17 protein-coding genes are annotated in these 21,543 nt (G+C 70.2%); 8 read left to right on the top strand and 9 right to left on the bottom strand.

Annotated elements, in window-relative coordinates:
- Positions 1 to 156: 156 nt before the first annotated feature.
- Entirely contained in the window at positions 157 to 3,441 is a 3,285-nt protein-coding gene (locus GIY23_RS00365; RefSeq protein WP_154074843.1) for a glycosyltransferase, read from the bottom strand.
- Positions 3,442 to 3,605: 164 nt separating this feature from the next.
- On the opposite strand from GIY23_RS00365, the gene GIY23_RS00360 reads away from it, so the two are divergent.
- The 5 genes from GIY23_RS00360 to GIY23_RS00340 all read left to right on the top strand — a co-directional run bounded on the left by GIY23_RS00360 (position 3,606) and on the right by GIY23_RS00340 (position 9,021).
- Positions 3,606 to 3,881 (top strand): hypothetical protein, encoded by a 276-nt coding sequence (locus tag GIY23_RS00360; RefSeq protein WP_154074842.1) that lies wholly within the window; start codon positions 3,606 to 3,608, stop codon positions 3,879 to 3,881.
- Positions 3,871 to 5,409 carry a sensor histidine kinase gene (locus GIY23_RS00355; protein WP_154074841.1) on the top strand — a complete coding sequence of 513 codons (1,539 nt, stop codon included), beginning with the start codon at positions 3,871 to 3,873 and terminating at the stop codon, positions 5,407 to 5,409. The genes GIY23_RS00360 and GIY23_RS00355 overlap by 11 nt, the downstream gene beginning before the upstream one ends.
- Positions 5,406 to 6,074: a response regulator transcription factor gene (locus GIY23_RS00350; protein WP_154074840.1), complete on the top strand. Its 669-nt coding sequence runs from the start codon at positions 5,406 to 5,408 to the stop codon at positions 6,072 to 6,074. The genes GIY23_RS00355 and GIY23_RS00350 overlap by 4 nt, the downstream gene beginning before the upstream one ends.
- A gap of 383 nt (positions 6,075 to 6,457) precedes the next feature.
- On the top strand, positions 6,458 to 7,822 hold the full coding sequence (locus tag GIY23_RS00345; RefSeq protein WP_228717462.1) for an SLC13 family permease: 1,365 nt from the start codon (positions 6,458 to 6,460) through the stop codon (positions 7,820 to 7,822).
- 53 nt (positions 7,823 to 7,875) lie between these two features.
- Complete coding sequence (locus tag GIY23_RS00340; RefSeq protein ID WP_154074838.1) at positions 7,876 to 9,021, top strand: glycerate kinase family protein; 1,146 nt, start codon at positions 7,876 to 7,878, stop codon at positions 9,019 to 9,021.
- A gap of 138 nt (positions 9,022 to 9,159) precedes the next feature.
- Here GIY23_RS00340 and GIY23_RS00335 read toward each other — a convergent pair whose 3' ends face one another.
- Positions 9,160 to 9,897, bottom strand: coding sequence for a DUF6474 family protein (locus GIY23_RS00335; protein WP_323847464.1), 738 nt, complete (start codon positions 9,895 to 9,897; stop codon positions 9,160 to 9,162).
- Positions 9,898 to 10,047: 150 nt separating this feature from the next.
- Here GIY23_RS00335 and GIY23_RS00330 point away from each other — a divergent pair, with 150 nt between their 5' ends.
- Entirely contained in the window at positions 10,048 to 11,709 is a 1,662-nt protein-coding gene (locus GIY23_RS00330; protein ID WP_154074837.1) for a TM0106 family RecB-like putative nuclease, read from the top strand.
- Between the two features lie 50 nt (positions 11,710 to 11,759).
- On the opposite strand, the gene GIY23_RS00325 is transcribed toward GIY23_RS00330, so the two are convergent.
- The 3 genes from GIY23_RS00325 to GIY23_RS00320 all read right to left on the bottom strand — a co-directional run bounded on the left by GIY23_RS00325 (position 11,760) and on the right by GIY23_RS00320 (position 13,898).
- A complete protein-coding gene (locus GIY23_RS00325; RefSeq protein WP_154074836.1) occupies positions 11,760 to 12,518 on the bottom strand; it encodes an SDR family NAD(P)-dependent oxidoreductase in 759 nt (252 codons plus the stop codon).
- A 105-nt stretch (positions 12,519 to 12,623) separates the two neighbouring features.
- A complete protein-coding gene (locus GIY23_RS23155; RefSeq protein ID WP_267313230.1) occupies positions 12,624 to 12,746 on the bottom strand; it encodes a hypothetical protein in 123 nt (40 codons plus the stop codon).
- A gap of 192 nt (positions 12,747 to 12,938) precedes the next feature.
- Complete coding sequence (locus GIY23_RS00320; RefSeq protein WP_154074835.1) at positions 12,939 to 13,898, bottom strand: aldo/keto reductase; 960 nt, start codon at positions 13,896 to 13,898, stop codon at positions 12,939 to 12,941.
- Between the two features lie 355 nt (positions 13,899 to 14,253).
- Here GIY23_RS00320 and GIY23_RS00315 point away from each other — a divergent pair, with 355 nt between their 5' ends.
- Together GIY23_RS00315 and GIY23_RS00310 are read left to right on the top strand one after the other, a co-directional pair.
- Positions 14,254 to 15,582, top strand: coding sequence for a UDP-glucose dehydrogenase family protein (locus GIY23_RS00315; RefSeq protein WP_154078494.1), 1,329 nt, complete (start codon positions 14,254 to 14,256; stop codon positions 15,580 to 15,582).
- 342 nt (positions 15,583 to 15,924) lie between these two features.
- On the top strand, positions 15,925 to 17,721 hold the full coding sequence (locus GIY23_RS00310; protein ID WP_154074834.1) for a gamma-glutamyltransferase family protein: 1,797 nt from the start codon (positions 15,925 to 15,927) through the stop codon (positions 17,719 to 17,721).
- A gap of 195 nt (positions 17,722 to 17,916) precedes the next feature.
- Here the strand turns inward: GIY23_RS00310 and GIY23_RS00305 are convergent, their stop codons facing one another.
- From GIY23_RS00305 to GIY23_RS00290, 4 genes are read right to left on the bottom strand one after another with little or no spacing between them, the layout of a single operon-like run.
- Positions 17,917 to 18,939, bottom strand: a complete 1,023-nt coding sequence (locus GIY23_RS00305) for a glycine betaine ABC transporter substrate-binding protein (RefSeq protein WP_154074833.1) — start codon at positions 18,937 to 18,939, stop codon at positions 17,917 to 17,919.
- Complete coding sequence (locus GIY23_RS00300) at positions 18,936 to 19,700, bottom strand: ABC transporter permease (RefSeq protein WP_154074832.1); 765 nt, start codon at positions 19,698 to 19,700, stop codon at positions 18,936 to 18,938. The genes GIY23_RS00305 and GIY23_RS00300 overlap by 4 nt, the downstream gene beginning before the upstream one ends.
- On the bottom strand, positions 19,697 to 20,887 hold the full coding sequence (locus tag GIY23_RS00295) for an ABC transporter ATP-binding protein (protein ID WP_154078493.1): 1,191 nt from the start codon (positions 20,885 to 20,887) through the stop codon (positions 19,697 to 19,699). The genes GIY23_RS00300 and GIY23_RS00295 overlap by 4 nt, the downstream gene beginning before the upstream one ends.
- A 7-nt stretch (positions 20,888 to 20,894) precedes the next feature.
- Complete coding sequence (locus GIY23_RS00290; protein ID WP_154074831.1) at positions 20,895 to 21,542, bottom strand: ABC transporter permease; 648 nt, start codon at positions 21,540 to 21,542, stop codon at positions 20,895 to 20,897.
- Position 21,543 lies beyond the last annotated feature (1 nt).

The raw sequence follows: 21,543 nt of genomic DNA, 5'->3' as shown, positions 1-21,543 counted from the left end.
AGGGCGCTGAGAACCCGCCGGTGGTCCGGCTGCGTCCGTGGTGAACGCTCAGCGGCTCCGCCGCTGACAAGACACGACGACGGCCCCTTCCCCGCAGCCGGCCGCGAAGTGAGGTTCCGCCAAGCAGCCACCAACGCCAATCACCTTGTGGACCGCCTAAAAAGCCACGACGTCTGCCGTGTGCAAGACGCTCGCCAATGCTGCACGGGAGACATCCGGGCCGAACTGCGCGGACACTCCCGCCTTGCCCGCAGCGGACAACCGGCGCCACTGCTCGTCGTCGGAGAGCAACCGGACCACCGCATCCGCCAAGCCCGCCGCGTCCTCGGCGACCAGAACGTCACGTTCGGTCTCCAGATGCATCCCTTCCATGGCGACCGGCGTGCCCACCACCGGGACACCGGCGGCAAGGCTCTCGCCGACCTTGCCTTTCACCCCTGCCCCGAACCGCAACGGCGCCACCGTCACGCGGGATCGCGCATACACCGGGTCGAGATCCGGGACCCAGCCGTGCACCTCGACGCCCTCGCGCTCCAACTGCCGCACCTGCTTCGTCGGATTGCTGCCCACGACGTGCAACACCGCGTCCGGAACCCGGTCCCACACCAGCGGCATGATCTCCCGCGCAGCCCAGGCCGCCGCGTCCCCGTTCGGCGGGTGGTCGAAACCGCCCACGAACAGCACACCGCTGCGCTCGGCCGGATCCGGCGAGTCCCACGCGACGTCGTGCACATTGGACAGCACGCGGACGTCGGCCTCCGGCACGAGCTCCCGCAGCAACACCTGCTCGGCCTCCGAAACCACCAACGTGACGTCACACGAGCGCAACAGGCCCAACTCCATCTGTCGTGACGCGAAAGACTTGCGCCGCAGCGCCTTCGCGGACTCGCCGTCGTCCGCACGCTCGGACACCTCGGCCTGCCGCTCCAGACGCAGGAAATGCACGTCCACGGTGTCGTAGGCGATGACGCACTGCGGCGCGGCCGTGCGGAGTTCTTCCACGAGGCTCCAGGCGACCTGCGGCCGGGACAACAACGCCACCGTGATCTGCGAGCCTGCCTCCGCCAGGAACGCCTGCTGCAACTCCGGCTCCGGCAGCACGAGCACACCGAGCTGTTGCAGCTCCGTCGTGTAAGGCTCCAGCCGCGCGTGATTGCCGGGGAAGAACACCACCCGGCACCCGAGTTCGACGAGCTGTTCCAGAATCCGGCGCATCCGCACCGAACCGGAGTCGAAATCCGGGCGCGGCACCTGGTGGTCCTTGACCACGGCGATCGGCCCGAAATGCCCGTGCGTCCCGCGATGCCGCGCGAGCCACAGGTTGCGTGGTGACGCCTCCGGCAAGTGCTCGGCCCGCAGGACGTCCGCCCATTTCTCCGCGAACGCCGCACGGTTGAGCTCCTGGTGCTTCTTGACGCCACCACCGAGGTCGGTGCCGTTCGAGACGCCCTCGTGGTGCACGACGACGGCCTTGGGCTGCACGACCGTGCGAAAACCCGCCGCGCGCACCGCGAACGCGAGGTCGGTGTCCTCGTAGTACGCCGGGGCGAACCGAGTGTCGAAACCGCCGATGGCCCGGAACAACTCGGCGCGGACGAGGATCGCCGCACCCGAGCAGTAGTCCACGTCGCGCACCGAGTTGAACTCGGCGGCGTCCGCGACCCCGTCGCGACCGAGGTTCCATCCGTGCCCGTCGGACCAGACGACGCCGCCGCACTCCTGGAGCGTCCCGTCCGGGTAGACGAGTTTCGCGCCAACCATGCCGATCCGGTCGTTCGACTCCATTGTGGACGTCAATGTGTCCAGCCAGGACTCCGTGACCTGGGTGTCGTTGTTCAAGAAGAACACGTGCTCACCGCGCGCGTATTCGGCACCGAGGTTGCACGCCCCGATGAAACCGAGATTGCGCTCGGCCGTCACCACCCGGACTCCGGGGCACTGCGCGAGCATCGCCGCCGTCTCGTCCGGTGAGGCATCGTCCACGACGATCACCTCGAACGGCACCGAGACCTGATGGCCGCCGAGGAACCGCAGGCACTGCCGCGTGTACGCCCACTTGCCGTGCACCGGGATCACGACACTCACGAGCGGATCGTCGCTGCGCGGCACCGCGATCGGGCCCGTCTCGGCCTCGCCCTGCGCCTCCGGAAGCACACCCGTCGGACGACCGAGGGCGAACTCGTACACGTCACGGCGCGTGGTGCCGCGCGGGGCGACTCGCTCCACGACACGGCGGTACTTCGAGACCGCACGCTGCACCAGCGCGGAGTTCTGCGCTGTGAGCTCCGCGTTCTGCGCATTCAGGTCGCTCACCCGGCGTTCGGCCTCCGCCGCTCGCCGCTCCACCGCCGCCGCGCTGTCCCGCAACCACTCGATCCGCGCCGCATCCCGCTCGACGGCCCGTCCCGCGTCGCGCAGCTCGCCGCCGAGACGCTCCAGTTCCGACCGCAGTCGTCCACGTTCCCGCAGGCCGTCGTCGGCACGATTCTCCTCGGCCCGTCGCAGCTGCTCCAGCTGCGTGATGGACGTCTTGAGTTCCTCGGCCTCGCCACGGCTTCGCTGATACAGCTCGTTCACACGGGAGACGTCTTCGACGGCGGCATCCCGCTCCCGCACCAGCGACTCCGTCTCGTCCTCGGTGGCGTCGTCGACGAGACGGCGGTCGGCGAGGTGCTGGTCGGCGTCGAGCAACACTCCGGCGGCAGGCAGCTTCGGTAACGTCCGGTTCGACGCGAGACCGACGAGATACGTGTGCGGGACACCTTCGTCGACCTGCCACGCCGCTGCGGAATCAGTGCGCCGCAACGTGTTCAGGTGCACGCCGTCGCTCGCCGCGTCCCGTTCGGCAGGCATGAGCAACGAACCGACGGCCACGTTCTGTTCGAGCAACGCGACATGCCGGAACGAACCCTGCAGCAGTCGCTCGAACTGCCCGCGCGACATCTCCTTGACGTGGAACGGATTGTCGTTGCCGTGCTCGCCCGTGTAGACCTCGGCGTCCGGGGTGCTCATCAACACCAGCCCGCCGCTCGTCAGCCGCGAGTTCACCAGGTGCAGCACGGCCTCGTGGTCCGCAACGTGCTCGATCGCCTCGAAGCACACGATCACGTCGAACGGCGGCTCGTCGGCGAGCGTGTCCGGATCGGTGATCGACCCCGTCCGGAACCGCAGCCCCTCGTCACCGTAGGTGCGAACAGCGTGTTCGACGGCACGCTCGTCGATGTCGACTCCGACGACCGTGGACGCCTCGGCCGCCAGCAGCTTCGAGCCGTACCCTTCGCCGCAGGCGAGGTCGAGGACACGCTTGCCGCGCGCGAACCGGGACGCCAACGCGTACCGGTGGTAGTGCTCGTAGACGACCTGCACGTCGTCCGCCCAGGGCACACAACGCTCACCGGTCCAGTCGATCAACCGCTGCTCGTGGCCACTGCTCTCGCTCATCCCAGTCTCTCCCCGACCGCCCCGCTCCGTCGTCGTGCAGGTTAACGCCCGCTACCGACCGCCCACCGGCGATCGACGATTCCCGTCCCCGAGCGCCCCGAGATGAAAAAGTTCTCATCCGGCCTTCATGCTGGGGTGAGGTGCTGTCGACGACAGTGGGGGCTATGAGATCGGTTCCGAGGATCGTCCTGCTGGTCGCGGCGTTGGCGCTGCCCGTCGTCGCGATCGTGGCCGGATACGCGCTCACGGACTCGCCGAGGCCGCCGCAGGCCCCGACCGAGGTGCAGGTGGGCGTGTCACCGGGTCCTGATCCGAACCCCGCACCGCACCCCAGCGCGCCGCCTGAGCAGGGTGCACCGCCGGAGCAGCCGCCGCCGGACCTGCCGCCGCCACCACCGGACGACGACGACTTCGACGACCTGGACGATCATGACGACTGAGCCGCGCCGCAGCACGGCGGGCACGACCGAGCCACGGCACGCCTCGGCCGGCACAGACGAGTCGGACCGGGACACGTCGGAGACCACCGAGCAGCGGCGAGGTCCGGCGGTTCCGGCCCGCGCCCGGATCATGGGGTGGATGCTGCTCGTGCTCGTCGTGGTGCTGGTGGCGATCGTGCTGCTGGCGCGCCAGTTCCTGCACAGCGACACCGAACGCAACGTCACCGCCGCGCTGGAACAGGAGGCCAACGAGTTCGTCACCTTCGCCGAGACCGGGCGCGACCCCACCACCGGCAGCCTCTTCACCACACCGGAGGAGTTGTTCACCGGATTCCTGCAACGCCAGTACCCGGACTCGGGAGAGGCGCTCATCGGCGTGTGGCGGGACCAGAACGGGCTGCGGCACACCAACCAGGCGCAGCCGGGACTGGTCCGCGAGGTTTCGGACGATCCGGCGGTGCTGCAACGCATCGTGGACTCCCCGGAGGCGTACGGGACGGTCGACACGGCGGCAGGGCCGATGCGCTGGGTCCGGGTCTCGACCGTGACCGCACCCGGGGCGGAGCCGAGCTGGTTCATCGGTGCCCAGTTCCCCGAAGCCGCGCTCGCCGAAACGGACCGCACGGTCCGCACCCTGATCATCGTCAGCGCGTTCGGCGTCGTGCTCGCGGCCATCGCCTCGTGGGTCGTGGCAGGCGCGATCCTCGCCCCCGTCCGCCAGGTCCGGCAGACCGCGGCGGAGATCGGCGAACACGACCTCACCCAGCGCATCCCGGTCCACGGCAGGGACGACATCGCCGCGCTCGCCGAGCAGTTCAACAGCATGCTCGACCGGCTGCAGGACGCGTTCGCCACGCAGCGGCGGTTCGTCGACGACGCCAGCCACGAGCTTCGCACTCCGATCACCATCGTGCGCGGGCACCTCGAACTGCTCGAAGCCGATCCCACCGAGCAGGAGGAGGTCGTGCGGCTGTGCACCGACGAGCTCGACCGGATGACCCGAATCGTCGAAGACCTGCTGGTGCTCGCCAAGGCCGACCGGCCCGACTTCGTCCATCCTGCGCCGGTGTCGTTCCCGGAGCTGACCAGCGACGTGGATGCCAAGATCCGCACGCTCGGCGACCGCACGTGGGTTCTCGAACACGTCGGCGAGGGCGAGATCGACGTGGACGAACAACGCATCACCCAGGCGATGCTGCAGCTCGCGCACAACGCGGTCCAGCACACCGAACCCGGCTCGCGGATCCGTTTCGGCTCGGCCGCTCACCTCGGGACGGCGACGCTGTGGATCACCGACGAAGGCCCCGGCGTGGAGCCGTCCGAGGTCGAAGGCCTCTTCGACCGGTTCTCGCGCGGGCGTAGCCGCTCCGGCACCGGGGCCGGGCTCGGCCTGCCGATCGTGAAGGCCATCGCCGAAGCGCATCAGGGGCGGGTGCGCGTGCTCTCCGATCCCGGCGAGGGCGCCACCTTCGGGCTGGAATTGCCGACCCGCCGACCCGCGAACGCCGAGAGCGAGGACCACCCGTGAGCACCATCCTGATCGTCGAGGACGAGGCGCGCATCGCGTCGTTCATCGAGAAGGGTTTGCGCGCCAACGGATTCAGCACGGTGGCGGTCGCCGACGGCGCCACCGCGCTCGATCACGTGCTCGGCGCCGAAGTCGACCTGGTCGTGCTGGACCTGGGCCTGCCGGACCGGGACGGGTTCTCCGTGCTGCAAACCCTGCGGGCACGCCATTCGCAGGTGCCGGTGATCATCCTGACTGCGCGCGACACGGTGCACGACACCGTCGCGGGCCTGGAAGGCGGCGCCGACGACTACATGACTAAGCCGTTCCGGTTCGAGGAACTGCTCGCGCGGGTCCGACTTCGGCTGCGCCCCGCCGAGCGGACGCCGGAGGTGACCGTGCTGCGCTCCGGTGACTTGTCGCTGGACCTGCGCACGCGGCGCGCACAGGTGCCGGACGCGACCATCGACCTCACTGCCCGCGAGTTCGCGGTGCTCGAGTTGTTCCTGCGCCACCCCGGCCAAGTGCTCTCCCGCGAGCAGGTGCTCTCGCAGGTGTGGGGTTACGACTTCGATCCCGGATCGAACGTCGTCGACGTCTACGTGCGGGCGTTGCGCCGCAAGATCGGCAACGGGCGCATCGACACCGTTCGCGGCATGGGCTATCGCCTCGGCGACCGGGCGTGAGCCTTTGTGGTTGCTATAGCCACCACAAAGACTCACGCGCTCTTTCGGTTGTGCACACCTGTGGACAACTCCCTCCACAGCTGTGCACAACTCGGGCTTGCCGGCTGAGTTGTCCACAGGTGTGCACGGCTGAGCGGCAAGTTGTCCACAGGTGTGGATCGCCGATTTCGCAGATCACCGCCGGGACGAACCGGACATGAAGGTTCGCTCATCAACCATTCACGAACCGCTCAGCCCCCGGTCGGACCGTGGGGATCGTGCAGGACACGACGAGCGCGCCACCCCGGCCGCACACCGACTTCTCCACAAGCCCCCGGCGGCGTCCACCCCGGGTAGACCCGCGCTCGGGTGCGGGGTGGGCCGTCGGAATCACCACCGGCGGCGTGGCAGTGCTGAGCGGACTCGCGTGGGTGCTCACGTCGGACGGCACTCCGCCGGAGGGTTCCGCGAGCATGACGCTGCTGGTGTTCGCCACAGCGGTCGTCGCGTGGTGCAGCGGACGATTCGAGGACGTCCACGTCGCCGTGGCCGCCACCTCCGGGTTGCTGCTGCTCGGCGTGCTCACACCGGTCGAGCTCCTGACCGCGTTCGGCGCCGAGCCGATCTGGCTGATGTTCTCGGCGTTCCTGCTCGCCGCGGGTCTGACCAGGACCGGGCTGCCCGGGCGACTCGTCGCCGCGCTCACCGCCCGCGCCCGCACACCGCGGCAGCTCGCGCACCTCATCACGGTCGCGCTGGTCGTCAGCGCGCTGCTCGTGCCCAGCACCAGCGGCCGCGCCGCGCTCGCCGTGCCTGCGCACAGCGCCCTCGCCGACGTCTTCGGGCGCCGGGAGCGGCTCGTGCGGGCGTTGGCGCTGCTGATCCCCACCGTCATCCTGCTCTCCGCCGTCGGCTCCCTCGTCGGGGCCGGAGCGCACCTGATCACCAGCCAGATCCTCGCCGCGACCACCGGCTCCGGCATCGGCTACGCGCAATGGCTGCTGTGGGGCCTGCCGCTGGCCGTCGTGACCTCCCACCTCGCCGCGGAACTCGTCCTGCTGCTGCACACCCGACCCAGCGACCGGCGTGAGCCGCTCCGCGTGCCGTCCGCATTGCTCCGGACCGAGCTGGACGTGCCGCACACGTGGCGGCCGGTCGAAACCCGTGCGGCCTGGCTGCTGGCGGTCGTCGTCCTGACCTGGTCCACGAACGAGTGGCACGGCATCCCGGCACCGCTGCCGGCGTTCGCCGCCGCGCTGGTGCTCGCCGCGCCGCGAAGCGGAGTCGTCTCGATGTCGCGTGCGGTCTCCGAGGTCCCGTGGTCCCTGCTGGTGTTCATGGCCACCACTGCCGCGATGGGTGGCGCGCTCGTCGCGAGCGGAGCCGCGCAATGGCTGGCGGACGCGGTGCTCGTCGGCAGCGGGTACGCGCTCGTCGTCGGCGTCGTCGCGGTCAGCGCCGCCGCACACCTCGTGGTGCAGTCCCGGTCCGCGCGCTCGTCCGTGCTGATTCCGATGGTCGTGCCCGCGGCATTGGCCGCCGGGATGAACCCGATCGCGCTCGCCTTCGCCTCGACCGCCGCAGCGGGCTTCTGCCACACGCTGACCTCCTCGGCGAAGCCCGTGGCCGTGTTCTCCCGGATCGACGCCCCGACCTACCGCTCGACGGACCTGTTGGTCCTGTCCGCCTTCCTCGGGCCACTGCTCGTCGCCGTTGTCCTGCTGTTCTCCGTAGCCGTCTGGCCGCTGCTCGGTCTCCCGTTGCACTGATTTCGAGTCCACAGTGTCCGTCCCTTTTTTGGTCCGTCCTGAATGGAGTACCGATGCGCATCGTCATCGCCCCCACCGGTTTCAAGGAGTGCCTCGACGCCGACGCCGTCGCCACGGCCATCGAGCGCGGGGTGCGTCGCGCGCTGCCCCACGCCGCCACCGACACGGTGCCGCTGGTCGACGGGGGCGAAGGGTCCGCCAGGCTCCTCGCGGACAGCACCGGCGGACGGCTCGTGCCCGTCGAGGTCACCGGGCCGGTCGGTGCACCGGTGCCGTCCCATTTCGCCCTGCTCGGCGGGGCGCATCGCGGTACCGCCTTCGTCGAGATGGCCGCCGCTGCCGGGCTGGGACTCGTTCCGGCCGACCAGCGCGACCCCGGTGCGACGACCAGCCGAGGCGTCGGGGAACTGATCGCCGCCGCGCTGAACACCGGCGCGACCAGCATCGTCGTCGGTTGCGGGGACTCCGGTGTCTGCGACGGCGGAGCCGGAGCGTTACAGGCACTCGGTGCGCGCGTGCAGGACGGCGCCGGTGCGGAGATCGGTCACGGCGGGAACGAGGTCGGGCGGGCCCGGACCCTCGACGTCAGCGAACTCGACCGGCGTTTGGGTGAGGTCGACATCGTCGTGGCGGCGAACCCGGCGAACGTACTCTGCGGACCCGGGGGCGTCGCACACGTGTTCGGTCCACAGAAGGGCGCCTCACCCGAACAGGTGGAGGCGCTGGCCTCCGCCATGCGGAACTGGGCGGCGCTGCTTCCGAACGGAGAACACCTCCGCCTCGCTCCCGGCGGCGGCGCTTCCGGCGGGCTCGGCGCCGGTCTGGCAGGGGCGCTCGGCGCGCGGCTCGCCTCCCGCTTCGACGTGCTCCTCGACACCGGCGACCTCGACCACCGGCTCGCCGACGCCGACCTCGTCATCACCGCCGAAGGAGCCATCGACGCCTCCACCGCGGGCGGCAAAGTGCCCGCCGAGGTCGCGCGCCGCGCGAAGAACCACGGCAAACCGGTCATCGCCCTCGCAGGCACCATCGGAGCCGGCGCCGACACCAGCTACGCCACCGGTATCGACGCGTTCGTCGGCATCGTCGACGGACCGCTCGCCCTCGCCGAAGCGATCACCGAAGCGCCGGAACTCCTCGCCTCCGCCACCGCCCGAGCGCTCCGAATGCTCACCGTCGGCCAGTCCCTCGCCGGGTGACTCAGAACTCCCGTCAGGCCGTGCACGACACGAGCGGAACCTCACAGCGCACATTGGGGAACTGGCTCTTTTGCCCGTAGGGCACGGTCACCCGCGCGGGTGGTACCGGACCACGTCCCCAAGCCCCCAGACGCTCTGTCAGACGCCGAGGCGACGGAAAAGGTCCTGCTCGATGCGGGAGAGCTCCCCGTCCACCGCCTTGTGCGCGGCGCGGCGACGCGCGGCGGGCATCCGCTCTGCCGCACGCACGGCGCTCTGCAACTGGGTGAGCTGCTTCTCCGCGGCTTCGGCGAACTGGTCGGCGGCGACCGCGTCCTGATCGGTGCGCCCCTTCGACCGCGTCCGCAGGTCGTGCAGGGCGTCCGCGTCGCCCGCGATCCGCGCGTGCAGCCCGGCGCCCTTCCCGGTGTAGCGACCGAGGTCGTCGACCGGGACACCGAGATTGCGGGCGCGCATCCGGTCCACGGCCTCCCTGGCAGACGCAGCTCCCCGAATCAGGAACGGGGCGGCGACCGGACCCACGACCTTCGCGATGGCGATGATCCGCTTCGCCGAACTCGGCGAGACCCGGCCGTAGTCGCCCTTCTCGAAGGCCTTCGCCTCCTTCTTGCGTGCCTTGTCCTCCTGCTTGAGCAGCTTGGACTCGGTCTTCGCCGCCTTCTTGTCGAGCTTGGTGCGACGCTTCATCCGCTTGAGTTCCTTGCGGGTCGGCACCAAGTCCGGCTCGTGCACCTCGACGATCGCCGGCTCCGGCCGGCCGCCCTGCGTCGGGACGAGATTCCGGAGGCCCTGCGCCAGGGTGCTCTCCGTGGTCGCGGCGCTTCCCGTGTCACCCGTGTTCTCGTCCTCGGACTGCTTGTTCCCCGACCGTGCCATCACCGGCACCTCCGACTCGCCTGCGGCTGACCGTTGCCCGATCACTCTATGCCGCCGACAGCGTGACTACACAGCACGCGGCCCGGGTGTCGACGCAGCGTCACCGGGGTGACGGACGCGGCTGTCGGTACCAGCACCTACCCTGCTCGCATGGACACGGAGGTGCTGCTCGACGCGGGCGTCGTCACACGGTGTCGTCGCCGGGTGCACCTCGAGCACGACCCGGCCATGCGCGATGCCGACCAGGCGCCGCCCGATCCGGGTGTCGAGCAGCGCATCGCCGACGCCACCGACCACCGGAGGGCCGTCGCGGAGCGGCTCGGCGCGCTGTTCGGCGAGGGCTGGGTCAGGATTCCCGGCGACGCGGGTCGGCGCGCGCGAGAAGAGGCGACGCTGACCGCCATGCGCCGTGAGGCGGCGTTCGTGTCGCAGCCCCAGCTGCCCGCCGACGAGGACGGCGGGCGTCGCGGCTCGATCGACCTTCTGGTGCGGGTCGACGACGGCTACGTGCCCGTACTGGTCGTCCGGCACAAAACCACCGACCCGGGTTCGGGAGCACTCACGTCCCCGGTTCCTGAGGCGCCGACGCACTCGGCGGCGCCGTTGACCCCGGCCGACGCCGGAACGGACGCGGCCCGCAAGCCGCGTGCCCAGCCTCGTGACGTGCTCCGACTCGCGCACGCCACGCGGATGCTGCAGGCGTGCGGAATGAGCACTTCCGGGCGGCTGCGCGGCGGGGTGATCGGCGTCGACGCGGACGTGGTGCTCTGGCACGACCTCGACGCGGGCACTTGGCCGGGCGGGCGCACCGCGCTGGAGGAGTACGACGCTCGCTTCGCCGACCGACTCGCCGTGGCCACGGCCGCCGCTCGCGGCGCCGAGCCGCTGGCCCACGCCTCCCGGATCACCGACTGCAAGGGCTGCCCGTGGTGGCCGACGTGCTCGGCCGACCTCCGCGCGGCACGGGACGTGAGCCTGGTCGTGCGCGGCGAGGACGCGGCGCTGCTCCGTGCGGCCGGCGTCTCCACTGTGGACGATTTGGCTGCACTGAGCGGGCCGGAGGCCGAAGCCGCACCACTCGCCGCGACACGGACGGCGGACGCGATCCTGCTGGCGAAGGCGTGGCTGCACGAGCTCCCGCTGGTGCGCCGGGTGCGCGAGGTCGAGGTTCCGCGCGGCGACGTCGAGGTCGACATCGACATGGAGAGCTACGCCGACGACGGCGCCTACATGTGGGGCTGCTGGCTGTCCGGTGTGGACACCGACGAGGAACACGGGTACCGGGACTTCACCACCTGGGACCCGCTGCCGACCGACGACGAGGCGCGCTCGTTCGCCGAGTTCTGGACGTGGTTGTCCGCGGTGCGGCGCCGCACCCACGAGCGGGGACTGACGTTCCGCGCTTACTGCTACAACGAACTCGCCGAGAACCGCTGGCTGCTCGGTTCGGCCGAACGGTTCGCGGGCAAGCCCGGGATCCCGCCGTTGGACGAGGTGCGTGAGTTCATCGGCTCGGACGAATGGGTGGACCTGTTCGCGTCGGTGCGCGACCAGTTCCTGTGCCCGAACGGCAAGGGACTCAAGGTGATCGCGCCCAGCGCCGGATTCGGGTGGCGCGACCCGGAAGCCAGCGGCGAGAACTCGATGCGCTGGTACCGGGACGCGGTGGGCCTCGACGGCGACGCCCCGCAGGAGTCGCAGCGACAGCGCCTGCGCACCTACAACGAGGACGACGTCCGAGCCACCTTGGCCATCCGGCGCTGGATGAGCTCCGACGACGTCCTCCGCGTCCCACACGCCGACGACCTGTAACGAGGCGTGAGCCTTTGTGGTTGCCATAGCCACCAAAAAGGCTCACGCGGTCATTTCGGGGCCATGCGGAGCGCGCCGTCGAGACGGATGGTCTCTCCGTTGAGGTAGTCGTGGTCCACGATCATCACCGCGAGCTCCGCGTACTCGGTGGGTGTGCCGAGGCGCTTCGGGAACGGCACACCGGCCGCGAGTCCCTCCCGGAACTCCTCGTCGACGGTGGCGAGCATGGGCGTGTCGATGATGCCGGGGGCGATCGTCATCACGCGGATCCCGCTGGAGGCAAGGTCGCGCGCGGCGGGAAGCGTGAGGCTGTGCACGCCACCCTTGGACGCGGCGTAGGCGGCTTGACCGATCTGCCCGTCGAAGGCCGCGACGGAAGCGGTGTTGATGATGACGCCGCGCTGACCCTCGCCGTCGGCGTCGGTCTTGCCGATGGCCTCGGCGGCGAGACGGAGCACGTTGAAGGTGCCGATCAGGTTGACCTCGACGACCTTGCGGAACAGGTCGTAGTCGTGGACGCCCTTGCGCCCCGCGATGCGAGCGGAGGGGCCGATGCCTGCGCAATTCACGACGGTGCGCAGCGGGACACCGGCGCCGGACGCCTGCTCGACGACGGTCTGCACCTGGTCGGCGTCGGTGACGTCGGCCCCGCAGTAGGTGACGCCGTCGACGACGGGTGCTTTCGCGACCACGTCGGGAAGGTCCACGGCGAAGACGCGGGCGCCGCGGCCGGCGAGTGCCTTGGCGGTCGCGGCGCCGAGCCCGGAGGCTCCGCCGGTGACGAGCGCCGCCGTCTCGGTGATCTGCATGGGTGCTGGGTCTCCTCGCGTTCGCTGGTTCGCCGCCGGGCTGTGCGCGGCAGGCCGAGGGTGCACCTCGACCGCCGGTCACTCTAACGCCCGACGGGCGGGTGATCAGCGGTCGCGGAGCCGCACCTGCTGCGGTGCACGTTCGGCCATGCTGAGCAGCACCATCAGCGGCAGCGCGGCCAGCAACGCGAGGACTGCGAACAGTGCCGCGATCACGAGGAGTTCCATGCGTCGATGGTGGTGTGCTCGCGTCGCTGCCCGCGACGGCCACCGGAGCCACACCACACCTCCATCCGAGCGACGCCCCCGATCACACCTCGTCACCCCCGCCGGGTGGCAAATTCGCGCGAATTTGCCACCCCTCTGTCCACAGGGGGTGGAGTTGTCCACAGGGTGGAGGTGAGGGCGTGTGGGGCCCGGTCAGTTGCGGTAGGGCGGGCAGATCGAGTCGATCTCGGCGCGGTCGCCGTCGGTGGGACGCCATCGACCTGCGGCGACGTTGCCGAGGATCTGTTCGGGCGTGGTGGCACCGCAGATCACCGAGCCGACGACGCGGCTGGAGAGCAGCCAGCCGACGGCCACGGTCGTCATGGGTACCTCGCGCGTGTCTGCGAAGCTCCGGAGTTGCTCGATGCGGTTCCAGGGAGCCTCGTCGAGCATGCGGGACCGCTCGGCGAGCCTGCTGCCGTGGGGCGCTTTCCTGCCCTTCTCGTACTTGCCGGTGAGCAGCCCGTTGGCCAGCGGGAAGTACGGCAGGAGACCGATACCGAACCGTTCGCAGGCGGGCACGACCTCGCGTTCGGTGTCCCTGGCGAGCAGGGAGTAGTGGTTCTGGGCCGAGACGGGCGTGGTGAGCCCACCGGATCGCGCGGTCCACGCGGCGTCGGCGAGCTGCCAGCCCGCGAGGTTGCTCAGCCCGGCGTAGCGGATCTTGCCTTCGCGGACGAGGTCGTCGAGCGCACCGAGCGTTTCGGCGATCGGCGTGCCCGGGTCGGGCCGGTGCAGCTGGTAGAGGTCGATCCGGTCGGTGCCGAGCCGGTGCAATGAGGCCTCCACGGCTCGGCGGATGTAGAGACGCGAACCGCGTGCCGTGTAACCGGGGCCGGAGTCCTGCATGTCGGTACCGAACTTGGTGGCGATCACGGCCTCGTCGCGGCGCCGGCCGAGGGCGTGGCCGAGCAGTTCTTCGCTGCGCCCACGGGGCGAGCCGTAAGCGTCGGCGACGTCGAAGAGTGTGATGCCCGAGTCCAGCGCGATGCCGACGGTCGCCTGGGCTCCTTCGAGGGTTTCGGTGCCGGTTCCGGGCCTGCCGAGGTTGTTGCAGCCGAGTCCGACCGCGCTCACGACCAGACCGGAGTCACCGAGGCGTCGCTGTTCCACGGCAGCAGACCCTATGCGGCCGCGCCGCCGCTCCGGGCGGATCGTGTCCGGCTCGCAATCACTCCGTCCGACGCGGCGGAGGCTCGCCCCGGGTGGAGCGAACGGCACCTTCGCCTCGTCCTGTGGGGCGAAAGTGCCGTTCGCCTCGTCCTGTGGGGCGAAAGTGCCGTTCGCCTCGGCGGAGACCCGGGTGACCACCGCATGACGGGGTGTCGGCGGAGGCGTGACCTGGCAAGTACGGCTGGTGAACACTCCTCGACTCCGCTCCGTGCGGCGCGACGGCTGTGCCACGCTCCCGAAGTGCGAGCCCGGCTCGGGTGCGTGTGGGAGCGGTCGGAAAGGTCTGGTGGTGGATGTGTTCGCCCGTCGGATCGTCGTCGTCGGAACCGGCTACGTCGGGTTGACGACCGGCGCCTGCCTGGCGTCGCTGGGGCACCGGGTGCTCTGTTCCGACGTCGACACCACGAAGGTCGCGGCACTCGCGCGCGGTGACGTCCACATCCTCGAAGACGGTTTGCACGACCTCGTGCAGGAGGGCATCGCCGCAGGTCGGCTCGGGTTCACCGGGGACTCGGCCGACGCGGTGGCCGACGCCGACGTGGTGTTCCTGTGCGTGCCGACCCCGATGGGTTCCGGTGGCGCTGCCGATCTCGCCGCCGTCGAGTCCGTGACCCGCGAGGTGCGGGACCGGCTGCCGCACGGCTGTGTGCTGGTCACGAAGTCGACCGTTCCCGTCGGCACGGCGGCTCGGGTAGCCGGGCTGGTGCGGCGCCCGGACGTGGCGATCGTGAGCAACCCCGAGTTCCTCCGCGAGGGCTCCGCGGTGCACGACTTCCTCAACCCGGACCGCATCGTCGTCGGCTCCGACTCCCAGAACGCGGCCGAGCGTGTCGCGGCACTGTACTCGCGGCTGGGCGCGCCGACGATACTCACGGACGCGGCGAGCGCGGAAATGGTGAAGTACGCGGCGAACTGTTTCCTGGCGACGAAGCTCTCGTACGTCAACGCGATCGCGGAACTGTGCGAACGACTCGGCGCCGACATCACCGACGTCACCGAAGGGATGGGCTACGACCGGCGCATCGGCCAGTCGTTCCTGCAACCCGGCCCCGGCTGGGGTGGCTCCTGCCTGCCGAAGGACACACACGCGCTGATGCAGGTCGCGGAGGCGGTCGCGTTCGACTTCCCGCTGCTGGGCGCCACGATCTCGTCGAACACGCGGCAGCGGGAACGGATGGTCGTCAAGGTCGCCGACGCCTGCGGGAGGAACGGTTCGCTGGCCGGGGTGCGGCTGGGCGTGCTCGGCCTGGCATTCAAAGCGGGCACGGACGATCTGCGGGACTCACCCGCCCTCGCGGTCACTCGGATGCTCGCCGAACGCGGAGCCGAACTCACGGCCTACGACCCGGGACTGCGCGGCGACGAGCCGGGGTTGGCCGACGTGGTGACCGTCGTCGACGACCCTTACCAGGCGGCGAAGGGCGCGGCCGGGCTCGTGTTGCTCACCGAGTGGCCCGAGTTCCGGACCCTGGACTGGGCGGCGATGGCGTCGACCATGAACGGGCCGGTCGTCGTCGACACCCGTAACCATCTGGACCCGGACGCCCTGCGCCGGGTGGGCGTGTCGTGGCACGGAGTCGGCCGGACACCCCAGGAGGCGCTCTGTTCGGCTGCCGCCGCCTAGCCACCCGCCCGATTCGGACGGGGTGAACGGCACTTTCGCCCCGTCCGGTGGGGCGAACGGCACTCTCGCCCCGTCCGGTGGGCGAACGGCACTTTCGCCCCGTCCGGTGGGCGAACGGCACTCTCGCCCCGTCCGGTGGGGCGAACGGCACTCTCGCCCCGTCCGGTGGGGCGAACGGCACTTTCGCCCCGTCCGGTGGGGCGAACGGCACTTTCGCCCCGTCCGGTGGGGCGAACGGCACTTTCGCCTCGTCCGGTGGAGCGAACGGCACTTTCGCCTCGTCCGGTGGGGCGAGAGTGCCGTTCGCTCAGTTGCGTTGGGGCGGGCCGTTAGGGTGCGGGCATGACGACGCGCCCGGAACTCACAGGCACGCACGGGATGGTCGCCTCGACGCACTGGTTGGCCTCGGCCGCCGGAATGGCCGTCTTGGAGGACGGGGGCAACGCCTTCGACGCGGCGGTCGCCGCGGGGTTCGTGCTGCAGGTCGTCGAGCCGCACCTCAACGGTCCCGGCGGTGAGGTGCCCGCGCTGTTCGCGACCGCCGAAGACCCGCGCCCCCGCGCGCTCGCCGCGCAGGGACCGGCTCCCCGTGCTGCGACGATCACGCACTACCGCGACGAGCTCGGGCTCGATCTCGTTCCCGGGACCGGACTGCTCGCGACCACGGTGCCGGGAGCCTGGGACGGGTGGCTGCTCCTGCTTCGCGACCACGGCACGAAGTCGTTGCGCGACGTGCTGGGCTACGCGATCGGGTACGCGCGCAACGGATTCCCGCTGGTGGACAAGATCCGCAGCACGATCGAGACGGTGCGCGGCATGTTCACCGAGCACTGGCCGACCTCCGCGCAACAGTGGCTCGACGGCGGTGCCGCACCGAAACCCGGGGTGCTGTGGCGCAATCCGGCGCTGGCCGACACGTGGGAACGGCTGCTTGCCGAGGCCGAGACCGTGGCCGAACGCGACGCACAGATCGACGCCGCCCGCCGCGCCTGGTCGGGAGGGTTCGTGGCCGAGGCGGTGGACCGGTTCGTGAAGACTCCGGTACGGGACAACACCGGTCGCGACCACGCCGGAGTCCTCAGTGGACAGGACATGGCGGAGTTCACCGCCACGTACGAGGAACCGCTGACACACGAGCTCTCCGACGGATGGACGCTCGCGAAGTTCGGCGTGTGGACACAAGGTCCCGCACTCGCACAGCAACTCGGCATGCTCGAAGGCCTCGACGTGCGCTACGTCGACGGAGTCGCCGACGCGGGCACGGTGCACCGGTCGATCGAGGCGACGAAACTCGCGATGGCCGATCGTGAGGCGTGGTACGGGGATTCGGCCGTCCCGGACATCACCGACGACCTGCTCGCGGCTCCGTACACGACCGAACGGCGCAAGCTCGTCAGCGAACACGCCGCGCTCGAGCTCCGACCGGGCCACCCGGGCGGACGAACCCCGGAACTGCCTCCGTTCGTCGCCGAGGGACGGGGCGCGGGAGGACCGATCGATCCGAGCGGCGTCGGTCTCGGCGAACCGACCGTCTCCCCGAGCGGGGAAAGTCGCGGCGACACCGTGCATCTCGACGTCGTGGACCGCTGGGGCAACCTCGTCTCCGCGACACCCTCCGGCGGATGGCTCCAGTCCTCGCCGACGATCCCGGAACTCGGGTTCTGCCTCGGCAGCCGGATGCAGATGTTCTGGCTCGACGACGGACTGGCGAACTCGCTGGTTCCCGGAAAGCGCCCGCGCCTGACCCTGAGCCCGTCGCTCGCGCTGCGCGGCGGCGTACCGACGCTGGCATTCGGGACTCCCGGCGGCGATCAGCAGGAACAGTGGCAGTCGTGTTTCTGGCTCGCGCACGTGCGGGCCGGACTCAACCTGCAAGAGGCGATCGACGCGCCCGCGTGGAACTCGGGCGCGTTCCCCAGCTCGTTCTATCCGCGCACCTGGATTCCGGGCCGGCTCGTCGCCGAATCCCGGCTCGGGGCGGACACGCTGGGCGAGCTTCGCCGCCGGGGCCACGACGTCCTCGACGCCGGGCCGTGGGCGTTGGGACGGCTCTCCGCCGTGTCCCGCGACCCCGACACCGGCATCCTGCGGGCCGCGGCCAACGCCCGTGGCGCCCAGGGCTACGCCGCAGGCCGCTGAGCGGTCACGCGGATGGAAGGCTGTGGTCAGACACAGTGCCAACAGTCTTCCCGCCACCTACGCACACCGGCCACCCGCGGGTTCTCAGCGCCATCCTCGCGAGGACAGCGAGTTCGCCGCGTAGGTGTCTACTCAAGAAATCGATCCCGCAGCGAGGATGGCGCTGAGGTTCCGCCACGGAACCACCCACGCCCATCACCCTGTGCTTCCCTCTGAGTCGGGTCCGTCGGGGAGGGTGACGAAGCCTTGGTCCACCATCCAGTCACGGGCGACGTCGGCGGGGTCGCCGCCGTCTACGTCGACGGCGGCGTTCATCCGCATCAGCTCGTCGTTGTTCAACCGGTTCGAGACCGGGCGGAACACGTCGCCGATCTGCGGATACCGCTCGAAAAGGTCGACCGGCAGGGTCATGCCGAGGTTGTAGCGGGGGAAGAAGTTCCGGTCGTCGGCCAACACCACCAGGTCCAGTGCCCGGATCCGGCCGTCGGTCGCGTACACCTCGCCGAAGTTGCATGTGGTGCCCGCCGCCGTGGCGGTGTAGATCGTGCCGCTGCTGAGGTTCGTCAACGACGCGTTCCCCAGGTCGAAGCCGTAGGCCTCCGCCACACCCGGCATCCCGTCGTTGCGGCTGGCGAACTCGCTCTCCACACAGAACGTCGCCTCTTGCGGCTGCTCCCGGACGACGCGTGCCATGTCGGAGAGCGTCGAGACGTCGAGCCTGCGTGCGGTTTCCCGGTTGAGGGCGAACGCGTAGGTGTTGTCCGTTCCCGTCGACAACGCCGTCCACGTGATGCCGTTGCGCTGCTCGTCGAGCTTCTTGACCGCCTCGAACTGCGCGACCGGGTCCGGAATCACCTCGGTCATGCCGTTGTAGCTGATCCACGACGAGCCGGTGTACTCGTAGAGGAGGTCGATCTGGCCGCCGACCATCGCCATCCGGACACTGGTCGAGCCGGTGATGTTCGTCAGGTCGCGGACGTTCGCCCCGGCGGCCACCAACGCGAACTCGGCGATGTAGCCGAGTAGCTTCTGCTCGGTGAACTCCTTCGAGCCGACCGTGAGCGTGACACCCCGCAGCTCCGGCACCGGCCGGATCGAGCCGGGTGCCACCGGCAACGGCACGGCCGAACCGGAACTGAGCCCGCACCCGGTGAGTCCGGTGGCGGTCGCGGCCACCGCACCGGCGAGGAACGCACGACGGGACAGACGCGGAGTCATCGCAGCCCCTTCGGCGACAGGTACTGCTCGGCGATCGCCCCGGCCCAGTCGACCAGCAGGGCCAGCGCCATCGCGAGGATCGCCCCGACGCTGAGCACCATCGTGTTGGACAGCTTGTACCCGGCGTCGATCAACTCGCCGAGACCGCCTGCGCCCACGAACAGCGCGAGCGTCGCGGTCCCGACGGCCAGCACCAGGGCGGTGCGCAGGCCCGCGAGGATGTACGGGACGGACAGCGGAAGCTCGATGCGCAGCAGCACTTTCGTCGCGGACATCCCGATTCCACGACCGGCGTCCACAAGGGACGGATCGACCTGCTGCAGGCCGACGATCGTGTTCCGCAGAACCGGCAACAGGGTGTACACCGCGATCGGCAACACCGCGATCCAGAACCCGGTCGTTCCGCCCACGAGCAGGAAGAACAACACGAGCAGTCCCACCGCCGGCGCGGCCTGCCCGACGTTGGCCAGCCCCAGCACGAGCGGCGCGACCGGTTTCGCCCACGGCCTGCTCAACAGCACGCCGAGTGGAACCGACACGAGCACGACGATCGCGGTGACCGTCGCGCTGATCAGAAAATGCTGCCAGGTCAACGACAGGATCGTCGGGAGGTTCAGGCTGCGCGCGGTGACCTCGTCGACGTCACCGAGCAGCGCCCACAGCACGACCCCCGCGACCAGCAGCACGACGACGAACGGTTGGCCGAGGAGCCGGAGCCGTTCGGCGCCGCTGAGACCGGATTCGGAGGCGTAGCCGCTCATGCCGAGTTCCCGGCGGGAGTCACACGTCCGCCGGCCTCGTCGGCGTGCTCCTCACGCAACGACTTGATGGTGTTCATGACGGTGTCGATGTCGACCACACCGACGTACTCCCCGCGTGAGCCGGTGACCACGGCGACGCCGTCGTCGTCGGTGAGGATCGCCTCCAGCGCGTCCTGCAGCGTCGAGGCCTGGGAGACACTGTCCTCCACCGGCCTGCCCGCCCGCGCCAAGGACGACACCGCACCCGCTTCGCGGGCCGTCGTCCACCGCAGCGGTCGCTGCCTGTGATCCAGCACGAGCCCGATCGCGCCCCGGCGCGAACCGATGCGGTCGCGGAAGGCCGCAGGCGAGTCGTCCGCGCTCGCCGTCGGGACCGCACCGAGCTCGATCTCCCGGACCCGGCGCAACGTGAGCTGCTTGAGCGCCGCGCCCGCACCGACGAAACCCGCGACCGTGTCGTCGGCGGGGTTCGCGAGGATGGCGTCCGGCGTGTCGTACTGCAGGATCCGGGACCGGTCGCCGAGCACCGCGATACGGTCCCCGAGTTTGACGGCCTCGTCGAAGTCGTGGGTGACGAACACGATCGTCTTGCCGAGATCGGCCTGCAGCCGCATCAGTTCGTCCTGCAGTACACCGCGCGTGATCGGGTCGACGGCACCGAACGGCTCGTCCATGAGCAGCACCGGCGGGTTCGCCGCCAACGCCCGCGCCACTCCCACCCGCTGCTGCTGGCCACCGGAGAGCTGGCGCGGATACCGGCTCCGGTACTGCCCGGGCTCCAGGCCGACCAAGTCCAGCATCTCGTCGACGCGCTCGGCGACCCGCGTCTTCGTCCAGCCGACCAGCGACGGCACCATGCCGACGTTCTCGCCGACCGTCATGTGCGGGAACAATCCGGCCTGCTGGATGGAGTAGCCGATCTCGCGACGCAGCTTGTCCGGATCCAGCCCGAGCACGTCCTGACCGGCGATGGTGATCGTCCCGGACGTCGGCTCGATGAGCCGGTTGATCATCCGCATGGTGGTGGTCTTGCCCGAACCGGAGGGGCCGACGAGCACCACCGTCTCCCCGGCGGGGATCGTCATCGTCACCGACTCGACCGCGGACTCCCGCTGCCCGGGATAGCGCTTCGACACTTCGTCGAGGTGGATCTCCACCCCGTGACCGCTGCTCGGCCCGGACGCCATCTCGATGTCAGCCACGGATCCCTCTCGACGTGCTCCAGCGCCCGACCAGCACGAACAGCGCGTCGAGCACCAAAGCCAGAATGATGACGCCGAGCGTTCCCGCCAGCGCCATGTTCACCGCGTTGGCCCCGCCGAGCCCGGAGAGCCCGCTGAAGATCAGGTTACCCAGTCCGGGACCCTTGGCGTACGCGGCGATCGCGGCGATCCCCATCAGCATCTGGGTGCTCACCCGCATGCCGGTGAGAATCGCGGGCCACGCGAGCCGCAGCTCCACCCGCCTCAGCACGCTCCACCGGCTCATGCCGATCCCACGCGCCGCGTCCACCACCGGCTGGTCGACCGTGGACAACCCGACGATGGTGTTCCGCACGATGGGCAGCAACGCGTACAACACCAGCGTGACCACCGACGGCGCCACGCCGAGCCCGAGCAGCGGGATGAGCAACCCGAACAGGGCGTACGAGGGCACCGTCAGAACCGCGCTGGACAGAGCGGTCGCCACCGACGACCCGGCGGGGCTGCGGTACACCGCAACCCCGACCAGGACGCCGACGACGGTTGCCAGCACGACGCACTGCACCACCATGCTGACGTGCTGGTACGAGTCGACCAGCAGTTGTTGCCAGCGATCGGCAACATAATCCGCGAAGGTCACC

Source organism: Allosaccharopolyspora coralli, assembly GCF_009664835.1.
In the GTDB taxonomy this organism is placed as follows: domain Bacteria; phylum Actinomycetota; class Actinomycetes; order Mycobacteriales; family Pseudonocardiaceae; genus Allosaccharopolyspora; species Allosaccharopolyspora coralli.
The sequence above is the reverse complement of the archived record's forward strand: the minus strand, read 5'-3'. Positions and strand labels throughout refer to the sequence as shown.